Source organism: Mangrovibacter plantisponsor (genome assembly GCF_003182475.1).
Classification (GTDB): Bacteria; Pseudomonadota; Gammaproteobacteria; order Enterobacterales; family Enterobacteriaceae; genus Mangrovibacter; species Mangrovibacter plantisponsor.
In genome coordinates, this window is the sequence record NZ_QGTS01000014.1 from 39,723 (window position 1) to 64,237 (window position 24,515).

Genomic DNA, 24,515 nt, shown 5'->3' on the forward strand with positions numbered 1-24,515 from the left:
TGGTTGCTCTTTTGCTGCTAAATGGTTTTAAAAACAGCATTTTGTTTAAAAAGTGAGCTCGCTGGCTGGGTTGCCAGGTGAAATGGGGTGGGTTGCTGAAAGGATACACCACCAGTAAAACGAGGGCGTTGCTATAACCACACAGGCTGACCATACCGCTTAGCTTACGACACCAGCTAACTACGCCAGTTATTTACACCCGAGTAGTGCATGCCAGCCTCACACCGGGCAGCGTAAGGCTGGTGGTTAACCCGTTATAGCGCAGTAAACTGGTACTCTGTAATACTTTGCCAGGTTTCACCCGGCTTGAGTACGCAGTCAGGTTGCGGCCACTCTGGGTGGTTGGGGCTGTCTGGCAAAAACTCACTTTCCAGCGCCAGGCCTTCAAAGGATGCGTAGTGGGTAAACTGCCTTGCCGGTGTGCCGTCAAGATAGTTCCCGGAATAGAACTGTAATGCTGGTGCTGAGGTAAACACGCTCATTTTTAGCTTGTTATCTGCAGACCAGACATGCGCTGCGGGCAGGCTTGCGTCCCCCCGGGCAGTGAGCAGGAAAGCATGATCGTAACCTTTCACGCCAGCCTGGTTTTCATCGCGCAGAAAATCTTCTGCAATTGTTTTCGGCCCGCGGAAATCAAAACCAGTATGCTGAACATCCGCCAGTTCACCAGATGGAATACCATTGCTATTAACCGGTAACCACTGCTCTGCAAACAGTTGCAGGCGGTGCTGGCGAATATCGCCCTTTTTGCCATCCAGATTAAAGTAGGCATGGTTAGTCAGGTTAACCGGGCAGGGTTTATCAACCTGAGCCTGGTAAATAATGGCAATACGGTTATCTGGTGTTACCCGGTAAATGACGCTGGCTGTCAGGTTACCAGGAAACCCCTGGTCGCCATCTGGTGAGGTCAGTTGTAAAACTGCCTGCTGGCTGTCATGGCTGATTATCTCCCAACGGCGCTTATCAAACCCCTCCGGGCCACCATGCAGTTGGTGCTCCCCCTGGCTGGGTTTCAGGTGCACAGTCAGCCCGTCATGAGTGTACTGGCTGCTGTCAATGCGGTTCGCATAGCGGCCAATGGATGCACCCAGAAAAGCGGCCTGGTGGGTATACTGTTCGGGTGTTTCACAGCCCAGTAATACTTCCCGGGTATGCCCGTCTTTCAACGGAACGCGGCACGACAACAGTGTTGCGCCCCAGTCCATCAGCATGACTTCCATGCCTGCCTGGTTGTGTAACGTTATCAGCTTAAACGGTTGGCCATCTGGTGCCATCCCGTGATCCTGGCTTAACATAATCCGGCTCCTTCGGAGGGTTTGCACACATAAAAGGTTTCTTTAATACCGGTTTTCGCTTCGTACTGGCTGGCGACAGCCTGGCGTACATCATCGACCAGTGTTTCAGGCACCAGTGCCACAACGCAACCGCCAAAACCGCCACCCGTCATACGCACGCCGCCCTTATCACCGATAGCAGCCTTAACAATATCAACCAGCGTATCAATTTGTGGGACGGTTATCTCAAAATCATCACGCATAGAGATGTGGGAGGCAGCCATCAGCTCACCCATTTTCTGCAAATCGCCATCTGCCAGTGCATCGGCTGCTGCCAGGGTGCGTTCATTCTCGGTTAAAACATGGCGCACGCGTTTTGCCACAACCGGGTCCAGCTCATGGGCCACGGCATTAAACGTTGCCAGGCTCACATCACGTAATGCTTTCTGTGTGAAGAACCGGGCACCCGTTTCACACTGTTCGCGCCGGGTGTTGTATTCACTACCGACCAGTGTGCGCTTAAAGTTACTGTTGATAATAATAACCGCCACACCTTTTGGCATTGGGACGGCTTTAGTGCCGAGGCTACGGCAGTCGATAAGCAATGCATGGTCCTGCTTGCCCAGAGCGGAAATCAGCTGGTCCATAATGCCGCAGTTACAGCCCACGAACTGGTTTTCAGCTTCCTGCCCATTCAGCGCCAGTTGCGCACCATCAAGTGGCAGGTGGTACAGTTGCTGGAATACTTTGCCCACAGCAACTTCCAGCGATGCTGATGAACTCAAACCTGCGCCCTGGGGTACATTACCGCTAATCACCAGGTCGGCACCGCCGAACCCGTTATTGCGTTTTTGCAAATGTTTAACAACACCGCGAACATAATTAGACCACTGCTGGTCCGGGTGGCTCAGAATCGGCTCATCAAGGGAAAACTCATCACGCTGGTTATCGTAATCTGCGGCAATAACACGCACGATACGATCATCGCGGGGGGCGCAACTGATAACGGTCTGGTAATCAATTGCACAAGGCAGAACAAAGCCATCGTTGTAATCAGTGTGCTCACCAATCAGGTTCACACGGCCTGGTGCCTGGATAGTTTCTTTTGCCGGGTAGCCAAAAATTTCAGTAAAAAGGGCCAGGGTGTTCTCTTTCAGACTCATTGTTATTCTCCTGATTCGCGAAAATGGATATCACTGACTGCCCGCAGGCGCTCGGCAGCCTGCTCAGCGGTTAAATCGCGCTGAGTTTCCGCCAGCATTTCGTAACCCACCATAAATTTGCGTACTGTTGCTGAGCGCAACAGTGGCGGGTAAAAGTGAGCATGTAACTGCCAGTGTGTGTTGTCTTCGCCGTTAAATGGCGCGCCATGCCAGCCCATGGAATACGGGAAAGAGCACTGGAATAAGTTGTCATAGCGGCTGGTCAGTTTTTTCAGTGCAACAGCCAGGTCTTTGTGTTGTTCGGGTGATAAATCTGTCAGACGCTGTGTTGGCGCTTTCGGCAGCAACAGCGTTTCAAAAGGCCATGCAGCCCAGTAAGGCACAACCGCCAGCCAGTGTTGTGTTTCAACAACTGTACGGCTGCCATCATTCATTTCCTGCCGGGCATAATCCACAAGCATGGGCGAGCCATGCAGAGCTTGCCAGTTCCGTTGGTGCTCATCTTCACGCGCCGCTTCATTGGGCAGGAAGCTGTTCGCCCAAACCTGCCCATGTGGATGCGGATTAGAGCATCCCATGGCGGCACCTTTATTTTCGAAAACCTGAACCCAGGGATAAGTGCGACCCAAATCTGCAGTTTGTTCCTGCCAGGTACGGATAACCCCTTCCAGGGCTTCCAGTGTCAGCTCTGGCAGAGTTTTGCTGTGATCCGGTGAAAAACAGATAACCCGGCTGGTACCCCGGGCACTCTGGCAACGAAACAGGGATCCTGGGTTTTCTGCAGCATCCGGTGTATCGGGCATCAGCGCTGCAAAATCATTAGTGAACACGTGCGTCCCGGTATAGTTCGGGTTGGTATCACCTGTCACCCGGGTATTGCCCGGGCACAAATAACACTCAGGGTCGTGCTTTGGTAATGACTGTTTGGCTGGTGTCTCCTGCGCCCCTTGCCAGGGGCGCTTTGCGCGGTGCGGAGAAACCAGAACCCATTGCCCTGTTAACGGGTTATAACGGCGATGTGGGTGTTCGACAGGATTAAAGGGTTCCATAACATTTCCTTAGTCAGGGTAACCTTGCGGGTGGCTGGACTGCCACCGCCAGGTATCGGCGGCCATTTCTTCCAGCGTGCGGGAAACACGCCAGCCAAGTTCTTTATCCGCTTTAGTTGCATCGGCCCAATAAGCGGGTAAATCGCCAGCACGGCGAGGTGCGAAGTGGTAATTAACCGGTTTACCGCAAGCTTTACTGAACGCATTAATCACATCCAGCACGCTGCTACCCACGCCAGCTCCCAGGTTGTAAACATGCACGCCAGGTTTATTCGCCAGTTTCTGCATGGCAACTACATGGCCGTCCGCCAGGTCCATCACATGGATATAATCCCGCACTCCGGTGCCGTCTTCCGTTGGGTAGTCATTACCGAACACAGCAAGTGACTCACGGCGCCCGACAGCAACTTGCGCAATATATGGCATCAGGTTATTAGGGATACCTTGCGGGTCTTCACCCATATCTCCCGACGGGTGGGCGCCAACCGGGTTGAAGTAGCGCAGCAGGGCAATGCTCCAGCTCGGGTCTGCGGTGTGCAGATCCGTTAAAATTTGTTCCACCATTAATTTGCTGCGCCCGTAGGGGCTTGCCGGCATCCCGGTGGGGAAGGTTTCAACGTAAGGAATTTTCGGCTGGTCGCCATACACTGTGGCAGAAGAGCTGAAAATGAAGTTTTTGACATTAGCGGCACGCATTGCGGCGATAAGGCGCAAAGTACCATTAACGTTGTTGTCGTAGTATTCAACCGGTTTTTGGACCGATTCACCAACGGCTTTCAGGCCGGCGAAATGAATAACAGCCTCAATCGCATGGTCATGAAGAATTTCGGTGAGTAAGGCTTCGTTGCGAATGTCACCATCAATAAATAACGGCTGTTTTCCGCCAAGGCGTTCAATGACAGGCAGTACGCTGCGTTTGCTGTTGCACAGGTTATCAAGGATAAATACCTCGTGCCCGCTTTGCAGTAACTGAACGCAGGTATGACTGCCAATGTAACCGCTACCACCTGTTACCAGAACTCTCATTTTTCGCTCCATTACGCTTATGGTATGTAATAAACATAGCATAACAGAGTGGCGAAAAGTGTGACATGGAATAAATTAGTGGAATCGTTTACACAAAGATTTCATCTATAAATACTCCCTGAACAGGCACATTGTAAATCAACAGGATAGATTGTGTAGCTGCGGGGATTCTGAAAAAAACGGGCCAGTGGCCCGCTGGTTTTCACAGAATATCGGTCTGGTATCTATAAATGCCGTTGTCCGGGACAAAGGTTAAACGATGAGTGATGCAATCTGGCGCATCCTGCATATGATGCGAAACGAATAACAACTGGGTATCGCCTTCACTAATCAGCACATCAATAAAACGGCGCACCAGTAAACGGTTTAACGGATCAAGGCCCTGCAATGGTTCATCCAGAATCAATAAAGTAGGATGCTTGACCAGCGCACGGGCAATCAATGCAATGCGTTGCTGACCCCAGGAAAGGGAGTGGAAAGGGGCATCTGCCGTGGCATTATCCATACCCAGTAATTGCAGCCATTCACGTACCAGGCGTTGCTGGCGCTCAGAAACGGCCTGGTAAATGCCGATTGTATCGAAGAAACCAGAGAGAATGACATTACGTAATGTGGTACTGACCCGGTAGTCAAGGTGCAGGCTGCTGCTGACATAGCCAATATGTTTTTTAATGTCCCATATGGTTTCACCACTGCCACGACGCCGGCCAAATAATGTCAGGTCATTACTGTAACCCTGGGGATGATCGCCGGTGACCAGGCTCAGTAATGTAGATTTGCCAGCCCCATTGGGGCCGACAATTTGCCAGTGCTCGCCAGGGTTTACCTGCCAGTCAAGCTTATGCAGCACCGGGCGGTCATTCCAGGAAACCACCCCTTTATTCAGGGTAATCAATGGTTGAGTAGGATCGAGTGCAGCACCGGGTGATGGTGTATCTGCTTGCGGAATACTGATACCCGCCAATTGTTCACTGTGGGCAAGCTGCGCGATAAGTGCCTGGGAAAGCAATTCGGCTTTATCCCCTGTTGCCTGCAACGCGCAATCGGCCAGTACGCCCGCATAACGGATAAACTCGGGTATTTCATCGAACCGGTTTAGTACCAGCACCAGGGTATAACCTTGTTGATTGAGGGAGGCCAGTTCACCGGCAAGCTGTTCCCGGGACTGGCTGTCCAGGCCGTCAAAGGGTTCATCGAACACCAGTAAATCCGGCGTGGGCATCAGCGCCTGGCATAACAAGGCCTTGCGTGTTTCGCCCGTGGACAGGTACTTAAACCGCCTGTCCAGTAAATGGCTGATCCCGAACCGTTGCGCCAGTTGCTGGCAGCGAGCCGGGTCTTTTACCGCATCCTGGATAATTTCAGCCGCTGTGCGCCCGGTATCGTCTTCATCGGCACTGAGCATGTCCGTATTATTGCGCTGCCACTCTTCACGGACCAGTTGGTGGAGTAATTCAAACGAGAGCAAGACAGGTCTTTTAAATGAGCTGGACAGCGTGCCACGCATGGCGGGCAGGTTACCACTCAGTACGCGAGCGAGCGCAGATTTTCCACTGCCATTCGCGCCAACAAAGGCCCAGCTTTCCCCGGCGCGTATGGTTAAATCATCAATCACCAGTGAACGGGTATCGCTCAGGTGAAACGTACATTGCGAAATTTGCAATAATGACATCATGTATCCCGTTTATTGCAGTAAATAATACAGGGATACGTGTTCCGACCGGGCTTGTCAATCACTATGCTGTTTAAACCCGGCCAGCCTGCATGTTGTTAACAAAGCGTGGCGATGATTACGTGGTCGGCATTGAAGTAAGCCGTGGCCTGGTTACCCACTTCCAGCGCTTCCTGGGCAACGACCTGGTTGGGGAGTGTTGCACACAGTGTCTGCCCGTCGGCCAGCGTAACCAGCACTTCACTCTGTTCCGGGCCCTGCTCGATAGTGTTAATAGTACCCGGCAGAATGTTATCAGCCTGGCTTGCGCGTTGTGTGTCACGGGTAATACCCACCCAGGGGGCTTTTACCAGCACCAGCACTTCTTTACCGGGCTCCAGGCCAAGCCGGTGTGCACTTTGTTCAGTCAGTGCCACTTTCAACTGTGTTTTCCCGTCGGCCAGCAGAATATTCACATGTTGTTGGACATGCTGGTTATCCCGCTCAAGCAGGGTGCCAAAAAGTTGGTTTCTGGCGCTGGTTTGCAGTGAAAAACGTGAAATGGCAGCCAATAAACTGTCCAGCGGCAGGGCGTCATCACGCAGTACATCAAACGCTTTTTGCTGAATTTGTGCCAGCAAATCATATAGCTGGATTAACCGCTTGCCATAGGGGGTCAATATGGCTCCACCACCGCCTTTGCCCCCGGTCGCTCTTTCTACCAGCAACTGGTCAGTCAGTTGGTTCATTTCATTTATGGCATCCCAGGCGCTTTTGTAGCTAATACCCGCCATTTTAGCGCCCTGGCTAATTGAGCCTGTTTGTTCTATCTGTTTAAGAAGAGAAATACGCCTTGGGTCGGCAAAAAGGCTTCCCTGAAGTTTTAGCGTAAGTAAGATTTCAGCCTGCATGTGCGGCTCCTGGTTAAACGAGAATCCAGTGATTGTAAACGTCAGGGCAAATTCGCACAAAAGGCGTGTGCGTTTTTGGTGGATAACAGTACAATGATCCAGAATTTACAAGGGAGACAACCATGTTAGAGTTATTGAAAAGTCTGGTTTTCGCCGTTTGCATGGTGCCTGTCATGATGGCGATTATTCTCGGGCTGATTTATGCGTTTGGTGAGGTATTCAACATCTTTTCAGGTATTGGCCGTAAAAAGACCTCCTGAGTCTCCACGCATAACGCCATTTGTAACGCCCGGTGTGCCCGGGCGTTGCTGTTTTTAGCAGGCAAGCAAAAATGTAGTTTACCCTGCCAGCAGCAGAAAACAGCACTTCAATAAACTTCACTAAGCGCTAATTTCAGGCAGTGATGCTGGCTTTTCTGTTTTGCATCTTATCCCCCGGTTTAACCGAGGTTTTTTCACTGTAAAGCCCCCAGTTTTTTTGCCGATAAATGTTATGAGAATCACAGGTGTTACGTTATATTGCAAAATATACAACGAAAAACCTGGAGATAATCATGGCTAAGACGTGGGTAAAACTGGCAGTGGGTGTCACTTTATCATTGGGAATGGCGGCACAGGTGATGGCAGACAATGCCAAAATCACTGTTTTTGCGGCTGCCTCTTTAACCAATGCGCTGCAAGATATTGCAACACAATATAAAAAAGAGAAGCAGGTTGATGTGGTCGCTTCTTTTGCTTCATCCTCAACACTGGCTCGCCAGATTGAGGCAGGTGCACCGGCTGATTTATTCATCTCTGCAGACCAAAAGTGGATGAATTACGCAGTCGATAAAAACACCATTGATACCGCCAGCCGTAAAACGCTGTTGGGCAATAGCCTGGTGCTGGTTGCACCGGCTACCGCTTCCCAGGGCGATGTAACAATTAACGATAAAACTGACTGGGCGGTGTTACTGAAGGATGGACGTCTGGCTGTGGGTGATCCGGCTCATGTTCCGGCAGGGATTTATGCAAAGCAGGCACTGGAAAAATTGGGTGCCTGGGATACACTTTCCGCAAAACTGGCTCCCGCGCAGGATGTGCGTGGTGCGTTAGCACTGGTTGAACGCAGTGAGTCACCTTTGGGGATAGTCTATGGCTCTGACGCAGTAGCCAGCAAAGGGGTAAAAGTGATTGGAACCTTCCCGGAAGATTCTCATCCGAAAGTTGAATACCCACTTGCGATGGTAAAAGGGCATACTGGTGCTCAGGTGAAAGCATTCTATGAATACCTGCAAGGCCCTGAGGCAGCAGCTGTATTCAAACAATATGGGTTTACGACGAAACAATGATATTGACTGATCCCGAATGGCAGGCGCTATTACTCAGCCTGAAAGTTTCAACATTTGCTGTTTGTGTGAGTTTGCCATTTGGGATTGCGTTAGCATGGGTGCTGGTTCGTTGCTCCTTCCCCGGAAAATCTTTACTGGATGGCATTGTCCACCTTCCTCTTGTGCTGCCGCCTGTTGTTGTCGGTTATCTGTTGCTGGTGGTAATGGGGCGCAATGGCGTGGTTGGCCGTTTTCTTTATGAATGGTTTGGCCTGACATTTGCCTTTAGCTGGCGTGGTGCGGTAATGGCTGCGGCAGTGATGTCGTTTCCTTTAATGGTGCGGGCAATACGCCTGGGGCTTGAAGGGGTGGATCAGCGCCTGGAGCAGGCAGCCAGAACCCTTGGCGCCAGCCGCTGGCGCGTGTTCTGGACGATTACACTGCCACTGACACTGCCGGGTATTATTGTCGGTACAGTTCTGGCGTTTGCCCGTTCACTGGGCGAATTTGGCGCTACCATCACTTTTGTTTCCAATATTCCTGGTGAAACCCGCACACTTCCTTCTGCAATGTACACCCTGATTCAGACACCTGGTGGTGAAGGTGCTGCTGCCCGGTTGTGCGTTATCGCCATTGTCCTGGCTTTATGTTCACTGATGATTTCTGAATGGCTGGCCAGGTTGAGCCGTCGGCGTATAGGGAGAGAGTAATGCTGGAGCTGCAGTTTACCCAAACACTTGGCACACACCGCCTGCATATTGACGAAACCTTGCCTGGCAAAGGGATTACCGCCATTTTTGGGGTGTCTGGCGCCGGGAAAACGTCGTTAATTAATGCGATAAGCGGCCTGACTCGCCCCCAGGAAGGGAAAATAGTACTCAATGAGCGGGTGCTGAGTGACACCGAACAGGATGTCTTCCTTGCCCCGGAAAAACGGCGTATAGGCTATGTCTTTCAGGATGCACGCCTGTTTCCCCATTACCGTGTTCGTGGCAATTTGAAATATGGTATGGCAAAAAAAATGGCGCCACAGTTTGATAAACTGGTGCAATTACTGGGGATAGAACCATTACTCGATCGCCTGCCAGGCAGTCTTTCCGGTGGAGAAAAACAGCGGGTGGCGATTGGCCGCGCCTTGCTGACAGCACCGGAACTTCTGCTGCTGGATGAGCCTCTTGCTTCACTGGATATTCCCCGCAAACGCGAGGTGCTGCCATACCTCCAGCGGCTGGCTCAAGAAATCAGCATCCCAATGCTGTATGTTACGCACTCGCTGGAAGAGATTCTGCACCTGGCGGAAAAAGTGCTGGTGCTGGATCAGGGGCTGGTTAAAGCCTATGGTAATCTGGAAGACGTGTGGACCAGCCAGGTTATGCACCCATGGCTGCCGGAAGAGCAGCAAAGCACAGTGTTTAAAGTGACGGTGCTCGAGCACCACCTGCACTACGCCATGACAGCTCTTGCAGTGGGCGACCAGCATTTATGGGTACACCGGCTGGAGTTGCCTGAAGGAGCCGCCGTGCGGATTCGTATTGGCGCATCTGATGTGTCGCTGGTGCTGATCCCGCCACAAAGCAGCAGTATTCGTAACGTTCTGCGAGCCAAAGTTGTCGAATGCTACGACAACGAGAACGGGCAGGTTGAAGTACGCCTGGAAGTGGGCTCCCGCACACTCTGGTCACGTATCAGCCCGTGGGCGCGTGATGAACTGGGGATTAAGCCGGGCCTGTGGCTGTACGCACAGATAAAGAGCGTTTCTATTACTACGTAATTTTCGGCGGTTACTCAACCACATCTCAATACCAGCCAACCAGCCAGAGAATACATTGCTTTTATTCGGGCATGTTGAAAGCCGTGCTGCCTGATGGGGACGATATTGCTGGCGCTGATGCTACTGGTTAATGGTTGTATCGGTTATTTACCAGTAGCATAATCTCCCGTACCCGTTCAAACACAAGGAAAGGTAATGACCTGGCAGGGTGTTGATATTACTACTGGTGGCCCGGCATTAAGTATATGGCCGCCTGTTATTTATTATTTTGTGTCAATCATTGTCGGTGGGGGGTTATATATTGGCAGGCACTTTGTTGAAAAATACGCCAATATTACAGTTTTTTTGATTTACGTTTTTTGTGTACTATTCATTGCAGCGCTTCATTATTGTCTTTTCAAATTTGGTGCGGAGTTTTCCAGTGGTGTACTCAGGGTGCATTTAGATGTATATGCTTATGATTCTATACACTTTGGCTCAATTGCATTTGCACTTATCTATATTTTTGCAGTTCCATCAAAGTTCAAGTAATTGTAGATGTTGGAGAGTAAGGAAAGTCCAATGACCTGGAATGATATTGTAATTACAGCTTCGATATGGCCTCCCGTGATTTTTTATATTGTGTCAATCGTTGTAGGTGTATTGTTATACGTAGGGAAGTACTATCTACATCGCCGTGCTAATTTTACTGTATTCATTCTTTATGGGTTAGTTGTGGGTGCTGCCGCCTCGGTGCAAATGTGTTTATATAGGTTTGGTGAAGACTTTGCGAAAGATATATTAAGGGTGAGCTTAGATGTGTATGGATGCGATTCAATATATAATGGCACATTTATTTTTTTTCTAATATACATTTTTGCTATGCCAACAAGATTTAAATAATCATACCTAAGCACAAGGAAAGTACGATGGCCTGGAATGAAATTATAATCACAAATTCAATATGGCCCCCCATAATTTATTATATTGTGTCAATCATTGTTGGCATTTTGCTATTCGTTGGTAAGTACTATGTGCATCGTCGTGCTAATTTTACTGTCTTTATGCTTTATGGCCTTGTTGTGATCTTTTGTGGTGGTTGCCAACTGGCACTTTTCAGGTTTGGTGGTGATTTTGCCAGAGATATACTAAGAGTAAACTTAGATGTATATTCATATGATTCAATTTTCTATGGTTCATATCTGTTTGCTTTAGTGTATGCTCTTGCAACCCCAATTAGATTTAAACAATCACACCCAAGCACAAGTAATGTACTATGACCTGGAGTGATATTGCAATAAAAAATTCAATATGGCCACCAATAATATACTACATTATTTCCATTGTCGTTGGTGTGCTGTTATTTATTGGTAAATATATAGTGCATCGCCGTGCAAATTTGCCAGGCTTTCTGCTTTATGCCTTCTTTGTTATTACCATTACAGCAGTGCAATTTTGTTTGATGTGGTTTGGTGCGGATTTTGCCAAGGATATACTAAGAATAGATTTAGATGTATATGGATATGAGTCAATATTCAATGGGACATATATTTTTACCATTATATATTCCCTTGCATTACCAACTAAGCTTAAATGATCATGGTCTCCGGTATGTTGCAGGGAATTATTGCGGATTATGGCAACAGTCATGCTTAAAGTCCGCTGTTGTAAATACCGCTACTTTATTTCCACATACTTTTCGGGTGTAGCCAGGAGCCCGGAATAAACTGGTTCTTAAACCGGGCTGTGGCTTTATCAACAAAAAAGTGTACCAACACGCTAATTACAACAGACTACGGGTAATAAAATCTGCAATTCCGGGTTGTGTATTGTCAGTGATAATCTGGCGTGCGTGCTGTTTAACTTCATCGGTAGCATTCCCCATCGCTACGCCCATACCGGCACTTGCCAGCATGCTGATATCGTTAAAGTTATCGCCGAACGCTACCACGTTTGCCATGCTTAAACCCTGAGATTCCACCCACTGCGCCAGGCGTTTCCCTTTACTGTTTCCGGTCTGCGCAACATCAACCTGATCATGCCAGGACCACTCACAGGTAAGGCCCAGCTCCTGTTCAACCACAGCGGTAAATTGTTGCAGGCGGGGAATATTGTAATCTGTCAGAGCGAACTTCCATATGGACTCACACTGGTCTACCTCCTGCTCCAAAGAGGCAACATGTAAAAATACCGGGCGTTGTTCTTCAGGTAATGTGCTGGCCCATTTCCGGGTACGCTCAACATGCCCAACATCATGCTGATACAACATGGCGTCGTCGACATACATCAGCCCGTGCACCTGGTGTTTTGCCAGCAACTTCACCACTGCATGAGCCTGCTGGTGGGAGAGCGGGTCGGATGAAAGTACTTTTTTTGCATGATAATCATACAAATATATAATATGTTATACAAAAATTATTATCATTTTCTGGATAACTGAAAAATGAAAAAATGCTTTATATATCATAGAGTAAGCTCAGAACAACAACGATCTGGAACGGGTATTGAGCGTCAAGAACAAAACTTGAACGCATATGTAGAGCGTACTAATCTACTTTCTGAAATGGATGATCCAGAAGCTATTATTATTAGCGATCAGGGTGTGTCAGCTTTCAAAGGTTTGAATATGTCCGAAGGGGAGTTAGGCCGATGGATGGAACAAGTACGTGGGGGTATGTGGGATGATTCACATTTAGTACTGGAAAGCATTGATCGCTTTAGTAGGCAAAACCCATTCACAGTTGTTGCGTATCTTTCAGAACTGGTTAATCACAATATTACTATTCATGATGTTTCATTGAATATGCTTATTAATCGTTCAAATAGTGCTATGTTGCCGCTCGTCACGATGTCGGCTCAACGTGCCTATGAAGAGTCTAAACTCAAGAGTGATCGTATACGTGATGGGTGGAAACGTAGACGTGACCAAGCATTTAAGCAAGGTACTATCGTTACTAACAAGCGTCCACAATGGATAGATGTAGTAGATGATAGGTATGTACTGAACGAGAAAGTAGCTGTTGTGCGTGAAATATTCCGTTTGTATCAAACTGGTATTGGTACACCAACAATAGCGAAAATGCTTAATGAAAGAGGTAGCGAATGGCTGTTTGAATCTAGCCGTCTATGGCGTGGTGAATCTATTCATAAACTTCTACGTAATAAGAGGGTAACGGGCTCTATTTTTATTAGTGAAATTATTCGTGATTATAATAGTACTTTTAACCCGGTAGATCAGAAACTCTCTGAAATGGATGTATACCCAATTGCTATTTCAAAAGAGGAATTCGATTTAGTACAGGAATTGCTAAAATCACGTCGCTCTGGTGTTAAAGTAACTGGTGGTAAATTCCTGAAGAAATTCTATGATCCAGATACAAATAAACCATACTTAGACCGTGACGGTAATGTAATCGAATTGGAAGTAGATACAGGTAAGGAAATCACACAGAGTAATATATTTAATGGGATTTTTCGTTGTGCACGTTGTGGTGAGGCAATGTATCATAATGTGGTAGTGACTAAACGGGATTCTAAGAAAAGGGGAAAGTTTACAGAGGAATACAGATACATCAGATGTATAGCTGAACGTGATGCACTTTGTGAGAACAAGGCACTTCAGTATGAAGTAGTTGAAAAATTTGTTATCGAACATATCAAGAACTTGGACTTTACCAAAATTCTACGGCCTAATGAAAATAATCCTGAAATTGAATTAGTACGTTTAAAGATTGAAGAAGAAGAAGCACACATAGAAGAATATAAACAAAACATTGAACGGTATCGTAACAGTGGTAAAAAAATACCGTTTGCCGTGTGGGGAGAACTTGAAGAATCGGAAGATAGACTAAAAGAACTCAAAGTACGTCAAAGTACATTCACTGAAGTACAAGTAGATACTGATTACCTTAGAACGGTTGATCCTTCCGTACTATTCGATGTTAAGAACATTGAAGTACGTTCAAGGATGGCAGCAGAACTATCTAAGATATTAGATGGTATTCAGCTTTACCGAACGGGTAAGCACTATGTAATTACAATCAATTATAAAAAGGTGGAAGTACTTAAGCATGTACTATTTGTTGAAGCGAAGAAAGTGCCTGAACTGGTTTCTTGCGTTGCTATAGAGCGTTTTGGCGATACTGTAGCTTATTCTACGCCATCCTTCTGCATCGCTGTTGAAGGTGGTACATCACCTCATTTAATCAACGTAGAAGGGGAACCACTAAGTATCATTGATTGGTCGCTATTGCTGAACTATGTAGATGCTGTAGATCCTAATGATGATGTAGGTATTTGGATGCGAGACAACATGAATTTTGTATTCACTAATTAATTACCACAATACCCAATACAGGCTTAACAGGAAGCACTCAGGGGCGATTTAAATCAAGTCTTAACCCATACCCACAGCCTACACTCAGCCCCTGCTACAGAGCGTTACAGGGGCTTTTTGTTTGTTCCACATGTTTTCAGCATAATAAACTAAATAGAATAGTTAATTTTAAGTAAGGAAGATTTATGAAAAGGATTATTCAGGAAATTTGTGTTATGGGAATTGTTTTGTGTATTGGGCTGGTTGGTTTTGCTCTTATGGGTTGGTGGTTTTTGTTGTTGATGATTGTGTTATGGGGGTGGGGATGAAAACAAGAAGAAAATATCGAAAAAATATCAAAAAAAATAGAAAATTTTTTAATTTGTTAGGGCTATTAATAAAGCCACATTTAATTGGTTATCTATCACAATATTTATGAAAAGTCAATACGGAATATTACAATTTGGCACCCGATAAGGGTTAAGTTTAACTCGGGTATAAAAATATCAAAACAAATATAGTCTGTCAAATATTGAATTAATTTAACTTAAGTGCTGATTTTGTATTATCTGAGTCTGAGTTTATAATACTCAACGTCAAGTAAATGGCTTGATTAAACGAAACATTAAATAGGTACTAAATATGAAAATTATTGAAGAACATAAATTTTATTCCAATGACATGGACAAAGAGGAACAAGATAAAGAAATTTGGGTTGACGGTAAACTGACGTATACCATTCATGATGGATTAGAGAATGAGGATACTGATCAATTATCTCCATTCGAAGACCAACAAGTATTACAAACATTATTTTTTACTGATAAAGGTACGGTTCAACATAACCATGAAGATGATAGTTTTTACTTTCGTCTTGCTGATGATGTTACTATGGCATCGTATGTTGATGGCGAACTAATGCCTGAAGATCCTGATGGTAAGTTTAATGATTTTATTACCTTCGCAAATGGTGTAAGCACTAAGTAAAAAAGTTATAAACGCAAGTGCAAAACTTGTGGCGGTCATATCATTTGACCGGCTTTAATTGAGAAGGTTTTTCCGATAATTAATAAATAGATTAAAAGGAGAATCAATATATGAACACGATTTTAATCGTAGCGTCGATACCATTAACATTGAAGATGATTAGCGAAGTTATTATTCACTACTGGCACTAATACGAATCACTGTACCTAAAAGAATCGCTGCAAGTTTTTGGAACAAATAATATCTTTACGGTATAATCAACATAACCGCACTTACCCGGTCAGCGTAAGAACACAATAATCTCCTCCATGAAAAATACCCCTCGTGACATTGGGGTACTTTTTCGTGCGTGGAAATCATAATTTTGTGAACAAAGGAAGGTCACATGAAAGACAAAAAAACAAAAGGTGTTGGTGTACGCCTCAATGAAACACAAGAGAAAACCCTACAAAGTATTATCGATAAGGGATTGGCTAAGAGCAATAGTGGGGCAATTCAATATCTGATCAACTCATATGCGATTAAGGAGGCGTGATATGAAGAAGATCAGAACTAACCGGAAAAGTCTAAACAAGAGTGTCAGAAAAAAAGAAAGAGTAAACTTTATCAACTTAACTTTTGATCAGTACGAAAATATTCTATGCAGTAACATACCATTTTCTCGCATTTGTAATGTGCTCAAAGTTAACTGTAATAAGAAATTTTTCAGTAAGTTAAAGGCGAACGAGTTACCTGAGTACGAGGACTGGTATAAGAAAGTGAAAGGTAATTAGTGTGAACAATCCAACTTATCTGTATCCACCGTCAGAAGAAACTCATACACAATATCTATAAACAAAAAGCCCGGTATGTTGGAGCCATACCGGGCAATCAATACTAAGGACGTAAACTTATGAACTATATACAAAGCTATTTATCAGGCGGCAATCATGGCTAAAAAGGAAGTAATCCACGGCAACACAAAGCTGAACGAGGCATTGAAACGTACTAACTACAATGGCCTATCCCCTGAAGCCAAAACTATTATTAATGAAGCTATACAGAACTGTCCATCACTTGGTAAGTACAAACTACCAGTTGATGATGTGTTCTACATCATACGCAACGCTAACGAGCTATCGAAAGAACAGGTACTACACCATCTGACAATCTACCGCTCGGACAAATCGAAGAAGTTTCCCAACAGCGTGTCATCTATTGAGAAGTACAAGAAAGCCTGTACCGCAGTTGCTAAGGCACTTGAAGACTTTATTGAAGGTGGTGGTCTGTTGTGTGGACTCAAGAAAGTACTTCCAGCAAAGCCGATGAACGATGAACAAAAGCAGACAGTACAGAATTTGTTGGACGAAAACGCATCAGCTATGGATATAATCGCCTATCTTCAGACAATACGATAACCGTAACTATAACCGTAACAAGGTAGTAAAAAATACGGTTATTATTTTTTGAAGTGATTAGCTAATGCATAATTATGCATAAAAAAGCACAATATAAGCATAAAATGGCCTTTTTATGCATATTTATGCGTTTTTGACCTTTTTTAAGATTAACCGTAACTTAATATAATATAACTTTCACTTTTTACTTTAAAGGCAATTGACTTACATATCTTTCAGTCTCAGAGAGCCTGACTCGCTTTGCTCGCCAGTCTCTATAAAACTCAATGATAAGATCATAACTTGCGTTTTTGTCGCACTGAAGTACTCCAAAGAACGCCGCGTTCGTTTCTCGCTTTGCTCGGTCACTTAATCGTTCTGAACAAAATGATTTGGTCTGCCGTCTTCGTGAGTAACTACGCGTCGCGTTGCTCCTTGTCGAGTACCGGGCTGTTTAAGCCCTGCTTGAGTTATATCAATCTACTAACTATAGTAGTGACTTGTCCCTGAGTTAGTACTGAGTTGTATTACTTAGCTATATGAAAAGAGGGAATAATATATCCAATTGAGAGCAAACTATGAGTCATACTGTGCTTTTAATGGGGAAGTGATTTTTACTGGAGTTAGGTGGAATAATGAATTTGTTATCTCTAGCTACAAAATACAAAGATATATTAACCATAGGTTTTTCAGTACTATCATTTGTAATTGCATGTACGTCTTTGTTCTTTTCTGGTAGGACAGCGTGGTATGATAGATCACGTCTCATAATTAAAGGTAGAGTTGTATATGAACCAGAACGTAATAAAGCTTATAAAATTGAAGTGATTGTTCTTAATGTCGGTAGACGTGATGCGGTATTAGAAGGGATATTGTGTCACTACGAATGCGATAGGAGAGGATATTCCTATATAAAAGAAGGGGTCGTCATTAAGGAGAAACAAAGGGAAATATTCACTATTACGTTTCATGACTTAATCATGACAGAAGATGAAGGTGAGGTATATCAATTAGAGAATATTACAATACTGGACATAGAAGGGAAGGAACATAAAATACCTAATTCATATGGCCTTGTCGAAAAATTTGCTAAAAATGTATAGTTTGGAGTGCGTTGTTACGACGGTGAGGTACTAAAAAAATATGTTAAATAACATGTCAGGTACTTTACGCATCATTTAGGGAATATAAATACAATTCATATTGTAGACTATCACTTTATATCGTAGGCGTGTTTGCGTGATATTTATTGTGATTTCTTCATTATTGACTTCTGATAGTCATACCGTATTCACTATATTAGTACTAATCCTATTGACTGATTGCCTCTCAGTGGTTTAATGGCATAAAAGGGAGGTTACACACATGCCACTACATAACCCGGATCAGGGCGATTTTGAACGCAAGGCCAAAGAACTCGAAAACTATGCCCGTCAACTGGCAAGCCGCTACATGTTCAGTACTTCAGAAGATTTCGTATATGAACAGCAAGTATTCATCGAAAGTCTGAAACGAGATATCAAAACCAACTGTATGTCCTGGCGGTACGGTATCGCTGAAATTGATCGCAACATTGAGTACTTGAAGAAGCAAGAAACCATGTTGCTGACTCAGCAAATACAAATGTATGCGATCATTGAGAAGGTAGAAGATCAACGAAATACAAATATCAGACTAGCAAGAATTGGTTTTGTAGCCGCCGCCGCCCAAGTGATGGGCGGTATAGGTATCTGTACTGAAAGTCTTGGAACAGCCTGTGCCGGGTATGGTTCACCAAACATAATTCAAGGCCTTAATAACTTCTATGAGAATGGCTATTACCTTTTATTCCAGGAAAGTACTTCCGGTACTGTTAGGGATGCTTACAGATATATAGTGAGTAAATTTGGTGGTTCCAATAATACTGCTGATTTGATTTATGGGACGGTAGATATTGGTCTAACAACAAGCAGTTACACAAAACTGATGATGTTGTCTAGAGAAAAATCTTGGTCATTGTTCAGACATATACGATCTGATTATATTCGTGGATGGAAAACCGTAACAGTACCTAATATGTTGGTTGACGGAATAGGTACAAGTGCTACAGGATATCAAATGTATCAAATAAGACAAAATCAAATATTAGAAGAAGCGAAAGAGAAAACCAAATGACCTATAATGATATTATAATAACAGATTCAATATGGCCTCCAGTACTGTATTATACTGTGTCAATTATTGTTGGCATAATACTATATATTGGTAAGCTCTTGGTACATCGTTATGCTAACCTAACTGTATGTGTATGTTATGCTTTGTTTGTATCATTTATTGCTGGTGTACATGTATGTATAGCCAGATTTGGTGGTGAATTTACAGATACCGTATTTGGAGTATATTTAGATACACTTACCTATAGATCCATATATAATGGTGCTTTTTTCTTTTTTCTGGCATACGGCATAGCTATACCCACAAAATTCAAATAATCACAATGTCCAGTACTTGCACTTAACTGAAGAGGCTGGACACTATCACAATGATCAATTCTTATTATTTTTAATAATAAAATCATCAATAGGATTATTACTTTTGATTAATTCATTTACTTGGCTATATAAGTTAAAATCGTTATCCATAAGTTGTTTTTTAATATTAGTTAATTTTTTAACTAACGGCTTTTTAGAATCTTGGTCTGCGTGAATATACATAGGTACTTCAGTTTTCAATTCATAGATATCAGTATAGTATTGTCTATACCAATCATTTCTTGAGTTTATTTTAGCTTGGATATCCTCTGAAGCTGTGTTTAGTGAATAATTATATCTTTTTACGGAATTAAACTTTCCCACAATTGAATATGATAGATTGGTAAATTCAAAAAATCTTGTTTCAAAATAGTGAAAATTTTCATCTAGTGAATTCAATGCTGTTCTATCCTCATTAAGACAACTCTGTAGATCACTGGTGAAATGTGTGAGTTTAACCATTAAATGAAAATCTTTATTGGCAAGGTCTACCATGCTGGTATATATAAGATCATCAATAATACTATGAACAATATCATAGCGTTTCTGACTTATCCATTCGGGTGCTTTCTTATAAGCCATACCAGCAACAATCAAAGTACCGAATGTTGATAGAGAACTTAACCAATCACTAACACTACCCAATTCCATAACATGTCCTGCATATTGATTCAGTAGTACATTAGCAAAGGTTATAACAGCCATCAATAATAGTACAATGATTAATCCGATTAGAATCCTGTTTACTTTCATGTATACTCTCCCTGCTTTACCTTATCTGGTCTGTATGGTGGCTTGTGACTGGATGGGGTAAAGCAACTATTAGGAGGATGACAATCTAGATAAACAATCAGTGATTATTTTTCTATCAAAATGATAGTATTGAGCATCGAAACCATTTAAAAATTGAATCAAGTCAATTGAAATACAAGAGTTTACATACTCTTTGCCATCAACTGAATATATCTCTACAGGTATCTTGTATGATATAGAAGATAACTTTTCTAAAAAAAGGATTTGCTCATTGAAACCACAAGTTTTGAACGTGTAGGAAAAATTTATAGTAAACTGACCTGTGCTTTCTGGACGTATTTCTAACGGAAATAGATTATTGAATTGCGTATGGTAGCTTATCGAATCCTGCATTGTCTTTAATAAAGATAGTAGGTTACTTAAATCTATAGAATTAATCGAAATTGAATGTTTTTTATGGTTCTGTATGTTAAATGTAAATTTGAAATGTAATATTCTAATCTGTACAGCTTGGTTTGTAACGCCTGCTTGTAATTTTACACTTTCGCTTTCAATGACCACTTTTTTTTGTTGTTTTTCTTGTAACTTTTCATATGTTTTTTTCCATGTCCTGTAGCTAGAAAAAAAGAATAGAAGAACAATAATAGCTGATGTTATTTCTACTTGATATGGTTTTATATATTCAACCAAGTTGAATGCAGAATAGTACGCAACTAATGAGACAGCCGTAGCCAATATTGATTTTACTACGCCAAAGCTTTCAGTTACTTCCTTGATATCGATGTACAGACTTTTGATGTAGGTCTTAAACATTCAAAACGCCCCAGAGAACAGTGATAAGGAGTATTGTACTCTATAAGCAAAGTCGGACAAGTTGTGATTTTTGCGAATAGTAATCAATATCATCTATAGTTTCGGGTAGAATTAAGTTACATGATACTGGCAGATATCTAAAATCTTGTGCTATACCTAACTGTTTATACTAACAGTATATGTGATTAATTATTTTTTATAGGAGTGTACTATGAGCATGAAACTTAATCAGAATGGAGCAGAATGTTTAAGAGATTTCTATACAGAAAAGAAAGCTTTTTTTGAAAATGAAAGGGTAAAATTAGATAGCTATATCGATACTGATGATTATAAAAATAATGAAGCTTTTAAAAATGAAATAGATGATTTATATAATGACGTAATGAATAAAATCACCCACTGTAAGTTTAAAATAAATGAGATGGAAGGTTATCTGAAAGAGTAACCATTCATAGTGTATTTGTTATTTTACAGTGCACCTTAGAGATCCATTTATATAGAAGAGTAGATTAGTAAGGTGCACACTAACCACTTCATGATCATTTATTGATATCTGTAAAAGAAAATGAAGCGTACTGATAAAATATCATTATAAATAATAATGAATGCCATTTAAGCAAAATTCAGTAAGATCGCGTAGGTTCTCGGATTTTAGACGAAGATCGCGAGGTTTCGCAGCTCGGCCTTTAAAATATATTTGTGATTTTTAATCACTCCCGAACCGGATGCCCCAGAATCAGTACTCCTATTTTATTATTTTTACCTACCTGGAATTCATCATTGAAAAAGTACTCCCATGCATCTTGTTTAATCATATTGTATACTTCTGGTCTATTAGGTTGATCTGTTATGGTGTAGAAACCAACAAACCAAGAAGACCTCTGGTTATATTCACAAGATAACACCCCCCTTAATTTATTGTAATCTTCACACATCAAACTGTATAAGCTACTCATGTATGGATTAGTTTTAAGTTCTACAAAATAAAATTGACCAATTGCAGTGCCAAATTTTCTAAATATAATGTCTATGAATATATGTGAACGACCTTTTAATTTTCTTTTATCTGGCAGAGCATTTACTTCACGTTCAACTTCATATTTTTCTGTACTGTCGATATAGTACTGTAATTCTAGCTGCAACCACTTTTCCCAATCGGAAATTTCTTTATTCTTTATAAAACCTAGTTTGGATTTTATATGACTTACACTCATAAAATCTGATATTAAATTTTTAATATCTGTCCCATCTTTTTTGTAGTTAGGCATTCTCTTATCCTGATTGATTTCATAAACAGATAAATACTCTCAAATGATAAGGAAATCAATCATGAAATTTAATATCAGTCAATTAGCGAAAAAATATGGTTACGATGAATCTACGGTGCGTTCATGGCGTGATGTACGCAGTATGCCAGTAGATACAGAAGAAAATGCATGTGAATGGATTGTAGAGAACATATTAAAACCATTGCGTGATGGTAACGTACAGGAACGAATACAGCAGGAACGCCTTAAGAAGATGTCAGCAGAGGCAGCCACCGCAGAGATAGAACTTGAACAGAGGCTTGGTAATTTAATCGAACTATCCTATCTGGAACAGTCACTATCAGAGTACTTCAGCCAGATGAAGAACTATCTACGCTCAATACCACAGAAGTACTACTTAGAATTGTTTGAATGCCAGGATGCATTAGAACTAAAAGTACTACTACAAAATATTATTGATGAAGTACTAAACGAAATAGGAAATCAGGAATACGAATTCACGGAAGAATTAGATGAACAGGAAGAAATTACAATCAATCTTGAAGAAGTCGATCAAGATGATATTACCACCAAGGAAGATGAAACCCAGTGATTGGGTACAGAATAATGTTACTTTTCCAGATGGGCCAATGGCAGGGCAGTTTGTACGCCTATTCGAATTCCAGAAAGAACCATTAGACATAATAACAAATCCAAAAATACGGAAAGTAGTATTACAAAGTTCAGCACAATTATTAAAAACAACAGTCATGTTAAACGCAGCAATGTATTTCATGGCTAACGATTCGGCAAATATGGCTTTCGCTTCCAGTACTGGAAAGGAAGTAAAGCTAATGAAAACAGGTAAATTTGATAACGTTGTACAACGTAGCCCGGTACTCAATAGATTAGTAACAGACAAGAATAATAAATCATTCGCCAACAACGCCGATCAGACACAACTTGTAGACGGAACCTTTTTGTACTGGTTGAACCTAAACGCCGCAAGTACTTTACGTGGTAAGACAATCAAACGTCTGTTTCTTGATGAAATCAGTAACGTTGAAGAAGGTGATGAAGGTAATCCCTTAAGACTTGCAGAACAACGTGCCGCCACCTTTACAGACGGCTTGGTTATGTGTGCCAGTACTCCAAAGCTTCCAGATGATTTGATCTGTACTGAGTACCAGTTATCAGACCAGAGAAAGTACTTTGTAACGTGTCCTCATTGCCAGCAGGAACATACGCTTGAATGGGAAAATGTCAGGTTTGAATTTAAGCAAATCAATGGTGGCAAGCGAGCAATACCTGATGAAGATACAGCCAGGTTAGTTTGCCCATGTTGTGAACATGAGATAACAGAGGCAGAACGTGCAAGGATAGTAAAACATGGGCGATGGATCGCGACTAATCCAGAAGTTAAAGACGTTGCCGGGTTTCATATATCCCGCCTTTACAGCCCGATTATCACTATTAAGACTTTGGTACAGTCATTTGCCGTTGCACACTACGAATTCAACCTACAATCATTCTATAACAATGATTTAGGCTTACCCTACGATGACCAGATGAATCAGGAAATTGATTCTCTGTTACTGGAAAACCTACGCGAAGAATTCGATGTTAAGAGCATACCCGATGAAGCATTAGCAATCACAATGGGTATAGACCAGCAGTTAGACCGCCTTGAGTGTACAACGCTTGCATGGTCTGAAAATCATGTTTGGGTTGTGGATCATCGCTCATTCTTCAGCCCGGACTGTACCAAGTACACGGCAAAGGCCTATCAGGAACTTGACGCCTATGTAAACGCAGATTTCCGTACAGTCAGTGGACGAAAAATAAAAGTACTTTGTGCCTTTGTAGATAGCAGTAACGGGAACGCGAGTAACACCATATACCGCTTTTGTGCAGGTAAGAAACTGTTCAGGGCAATCAAAGGTTCAAGCAGTACCACCAGTGATTTGTTCAAAGAATCCCGTACTGGTGGACACAATCTGGTAGTTCTCAACGTTAATGAAGGAAAGACAACAGTACGCCGCCTACTTAATGGAGCACTATCGGAAGAAGCAGACCAGCTACCATTACAATTGCACTTTTCCAGTACCCTTCCAGATGACTATTTTGATCAGTTAACCAGTGAAGAACTTAAAAGGAAAGGTGATTCATTACGCTGGATAATAAAGAAAGGAATTAAACGTAATGAAACACTGGACTGTCTGAATTATGCATTGATCGCTATGAACTATTGTCTTAGTCGTGTTGGTTTCAAAGATTTACGAATATATAAATCTAATCAAACAAATGATAAATACAATGAGAATAAGCCAGAGTCTCGAACAACAACAAGACGAAAAAGTAACTGGTTAGGGAAGAAATAA

27 protein-coding genes and 1 pseudogene are annotated in these 24,515 nt (G+C 42.8%); 18 read left to right on the forward strand and 10 right to left on the reverse strand.

Annotated elements, in window-relative coordinates:
- Positions 1–254: 254 nt before the first annotated feature.
- The 6 genes from galM to modE all read right to left on the reverse strand — a co-directional run bounded on the left by galM (position 255) and on the right by modE (position 7,074).
- Positions 255–1,295: a galactose-1-epimerase gene (gene galM / locus DES37_RS19950; protein ID WP_110027491.1), complete on the reverse strand. Its 1,041-nt coding sequence runs from the start codon at positions 1,293–1,295 to the stop codon at positions 255–257.
- Positions 1,289–2,437, reverse strand: coding sequence for a galactokinase (galK, locus tag DES37_RS19955; RefSeq protein WP_110027493.1), 1,149 nt, complete (start codon positions 2,435–2,437; stop codon positions 1,289–1,291). The genes galM and galK overlap by 7 nt, the downstream gene beginning before the upstream one ends.
- A gap of 2 nt (positions 2,438–2,439) precedes the next feature.
- Positions 2,440–3,486, reverse strand: a complete 1,047-nt coding sequence (gene galT, locus DES37_RS19960; RefSeq protein WP_036109248.1) for a galactose-1-phosphate uridylyltransferase — start codon at positions 3,484–3,486, stop codon at positions 2,440–2,442.
- Positions 3,487–3,495: 9 nt separating this feature from the next.
- Positions 3,496–4,512: a UDP-glucose 4-epimerase GalE gene (gene galE, locus DES37_RS19965; RefSeq protein WP_036109245.1), complete on the reverse strand. Its 1,017-nt coding sequence runs from the start codon at positions 4,510–4,512 to the stop codon at positions 3,496–3,498.
- A 202-nt stretch (positions 4,513–4,714) separates the two neighbouring features.
- Positions 4,715–6,184: a molybdate ABC transporter ATP-binding protein ModF gene (gene modF, locus DES37_RS19970; RefSeq protein WP_110027494.1), complete on the reverse strand. Its 1,470-nt coding sequence runs from the start codon at positions 6,182–6,184 to the stop codon at positions 4,715–4,717.
- A 98-nt stretch (positions 6,185–6,282) separates the two neighbouring features.
- Complete coding sequence (gene modE, locus DES37_RS19975) at positions 6,283–7,074, reverse strand: molybdenum-dependent transcriptional regulator (protein WP_036109230.1); 792 nt, start codon at positions 7,072–7,074, stop codon at positions 6,283–6,285.
- Between the two features lie 122 nt (positions 7,075–7,196).
- On the opposite strand from modE, the gene DES37_RS19980 reads away from it, so the two are divergent.
- The 8 genes from DES37_RS19980 (at position 7,197) to DES37_RS20015 (ending at position 11,730) form a co-directional block, all read left to right on the forward strand.
- Positions 7,197–7,334 (forward strand): AcrZ family multidrug efflux pump-associated protein, encoded by a 138-nt coding sequence (locus tag DES37_RS19980; protein WP_036109227.1) that lies wholly within the window; start codon positions 7,197–7,199, stop codon positions 7,332–7,334.
- Between the two features lie 293 nt (positions 7,335–7,627).
- The gene (gene modA, locus DES37_RS19985) at positions 7,628–8,404 is read left to right on the forward strand and encodes a molybdate ABC transporter substrate-binding protein (protein ID WP_110027496.1); all 777 of its coding nucleotides are present in this window, start codon (positions 7,628–7,630) and stop codon (positions 8,402–8,404) included.
- On the forward strand, positions 8,401–9,093 hold the full coding sequence (gene modB, locus DES37_RS19990; RefSeq protein WP_110027498.1) for a molybdate ABC transporter permease subunit: 693 nt from the start codon (positions 8,401–8,403) through the stop codon (positions 9,091–9,093). The genes modA and modB overlap by 4 nt, the downstream gene beginning before the upstream one ends.
- Positions 9,093–10,154: a molybdenum ABC transporter ATP-binding protein ModC gene (modC, locus tag DES37_RS19995; RefSeq protein ID WP_036109217.1), complete on the forward strand. Its 1,062-nt coding sequence runs from the start codon at positions 9,093–9,095 to the stop codon at positions 10,152–10,154. The genes modB and modC overlap by 1 nt, the downstream gene beginning before the upstream one ends.
- A 195-nt stretch (positions 10,155–10,349) precedes the next feature.
- Positions 10,350–10,685, forward strand: coding sequence for a hypothetical protein (locus DES37_RS20000; RefSeq protein ID WP_110027499.1), 336 nt, complete (start codon positions 10,350–10,352; stop codon positions 10,683–10,685).
- A gap of 30 nt (positions 10,686–10,715) precedes the next feature.
- Positions 10,716–11,036, forward strand: a complete 321-nt coding sequence (locus DES37_RS20005; protein ID WP_110027501.1) for a hypothetical protein — start codon at positions 10,716–10,718, stop codon at positions 11,034–11,036.
- Between the two features lie 26 nt (positions 11,037–11,062).
- Positions 11,063–11,413 carry a hypothetical protein gene (locus tag DES37_RS20010; RefSeq protein WP_110027503.1) on the forward strand — a complete coding sequence of 117 codons (351 nt, stop codon included), beginning with the start codon at positions 11,063–11,065 and terminating at the stop codon, positions 11,411–11,413.
- The gene (locus tag DES37_RS20015) at positions 11,410–11,730 is read left to right on the forward strand and encodes a hypothetical protein (RefSeq protein WP_110027504.1); all 321 of its coding nucleotides are present in this window, start codon (positions 11,410–11,412) and stop codon (positions 11,728–11,730) included. Before DES37_RS20010 ends, DES37_RS20015 begins: the two co-directional genes overlap by 4 nt.
- 186 nt (positions 11,731–11,916) lie before the next feature.
- On the opposite strand, the pseudogene DES37_RS20020 reads toward DES37_RS20015, so the two are convergent.
- Positions 11,917–12,528, reverse strand: a pseudogene (locus DES37_RS20020) (pyridoxal phosphatase); the annotation flags it as partial.
- Positions 12,529–12,576: 48 nt separating this feature from the next.
- On the opposite strand from DES37_RS20020, the gene DES37_RS20025 reads away from it, so the two are divergent.
- The 7 genes from DES37_RS20025 (at position 12,577) to DES37_RS20050 (ending at position 18,965) form a co-directional block, all read left to right on the forward strand.
- On the forward strand, positions 12,577–14,469 hold the full coding sequence (locus DES37_RS20025) for a recombinase family protein (RefSeq protein WP_110027508.1): 1,893 nt from the start codon (positions 12,577–12,579) through the stop codon (positions 14,467–14,469).
- Positions 14,470–14,654: 185 nt separating this feature from the next.
- The gene (locus DES37_RS26075; protein WP_281271492.1) at positions 14,655–14,777 is read left to right on the forward strand and encodes a hypothetical protein; all 123 of its coding nucleotides are present in this window, start codon (positions 14,655–14,657) and stop codon (positions 14,775–14,777) included.
- Positions 14,778–15,090: 313 nt separating this feature from the next.
- Entirely contained in the window at positions 15,091–15,435 is a 345-nt protein-coding gene (locus tag DES37_RS20030; protein ID WP_110027510.1) for a hypothetical protein, read from the forward strand.
- Between the two features lie 385 nt (positions 15,436–15,820).
- Complete coding sequence (locus DES37_RS25680; RefSeq protein ID WP_170123797.1) at positions 15,821–15,970, forward strand: hypothetical protein; 150 nt, start codon at positions 15,821–15,823, stop codon at positions 15,968–15,970.
- Positions 15,971–16,364: 394 nt separating this feature from the next.
- Positions 16,365–16,832, forward strand: coding sequence for a hypothetical protein (locus DES37_RS20040; protein WP_110027513.1), 468 nt, complete (start codon positions 16,365–16,367; stop codon positions 16,830–16,832).
- A 614-nt stretch (positions 16,833–17,446) separates the two neighbouring features.
- A complete protein-coding gene (locus DES37_RS20045) occupies positions 17,447–17,914 on the forward strand; it encodes a hypothetical protein (protein ID WP_110027514.1) in 468 nt (155 codons plus the stop codon).
- Positions 17,915–18,176: 262 nt separating this feature from the next.
- Positions 18,177–18,965 (forward strand): DUF4225 domain-containing protein, encoded by a 789-nt coding sequence (locus DES37_RS20050; RefSeq protein ID WP_110027516.1) that lies wholly within the window; start codon positions 18,177–18,179, stop codon positions 18,963–18,965.
- Positions 18,966–19,336: 371 nt separating this feature from the next.
- On the opposite strand, the gene DES37_RS20055 is transcribed toward DES37_RS20050, so the two are convergent.
- A complete protein-coding gene (locus tag DES37_RS20055; protein WP_110027517.1) occupies positions 19,337–20,074 on the reverse strand; it encodes a hypothetical protein in 738 nt (245 codons plus the stop codon).
- Positions 20,075–20,143: 69 nt separating this feature from the next.
- Positions 20,144–20,887, reverse strand: a complete 744-nt coding sequence (locus DES37_RS20060; protein WP_110027519.1) for a hypothetical protein — start codon at positions 20,885–20,887, stop codon at positions 20,144–20,146.
- A gap of 211 nt (positions 20,888–21,098) precedes the next feature.
- On the opposite strand from DES37_RS20060, the gene DES37_RS20065 reads away from it, so the two are divergent.
- Positions 21,099–21,332 carry a hypothetical protein gene (locus DES37_RS20065; protein WP_110027521.1) on the forward strand — a complete coding sequence of 78 codons (234 nt, stop codon included), beginning with the start codon at positions 21,099–21,101 and terminating at the stop codon, positions 21,330–21,332.
- Between the two features lie 265 nt (positions 21,333–21,597).
- On the opposite strand, the gene DES37_RS20070 is transcribed toward DES37_RS20065, so the two are convergent.
- Complete coding sequence (locus DES37_RS20070; protein WP_110027523.1) at positions 21,598–22,155, reverse strand: hypothetical protein; 558 nt, start codon at positions 22,153–22,155, stop codon at positions 21,598–21,600.
- Between the two features lie 61 nt (positions 22,156–22,216).
- Between DES37_RS20070 and DES37_RS20075 the strand changes: the two genes are divergently transcribed.
- Positions 22,217–22,747: a hypothetical protein gene (locus tag DES37_RS20075; protein ID WP_110027524.1), complete on the forward strand. Its 531-nt coding sequence runs from the start codon at positions 22,217–22,219 to the stop codon at positions 22,745–22,747.
- Positions 22,734–24,515 (forward strand): terminase gpA endonuclease subunit, encoded by a 1,782-nt coding sequence (locus tag DES37_RS20080; RefSeq protein WP_170123798.1) that lies wholly within the window; start codon positions 22,734–22,736, stop codon positions 24,513–24,515. Before DES37_RS20075 ends, DES37_RS20080 begins: the two co-directional genes overlap by 14 nt.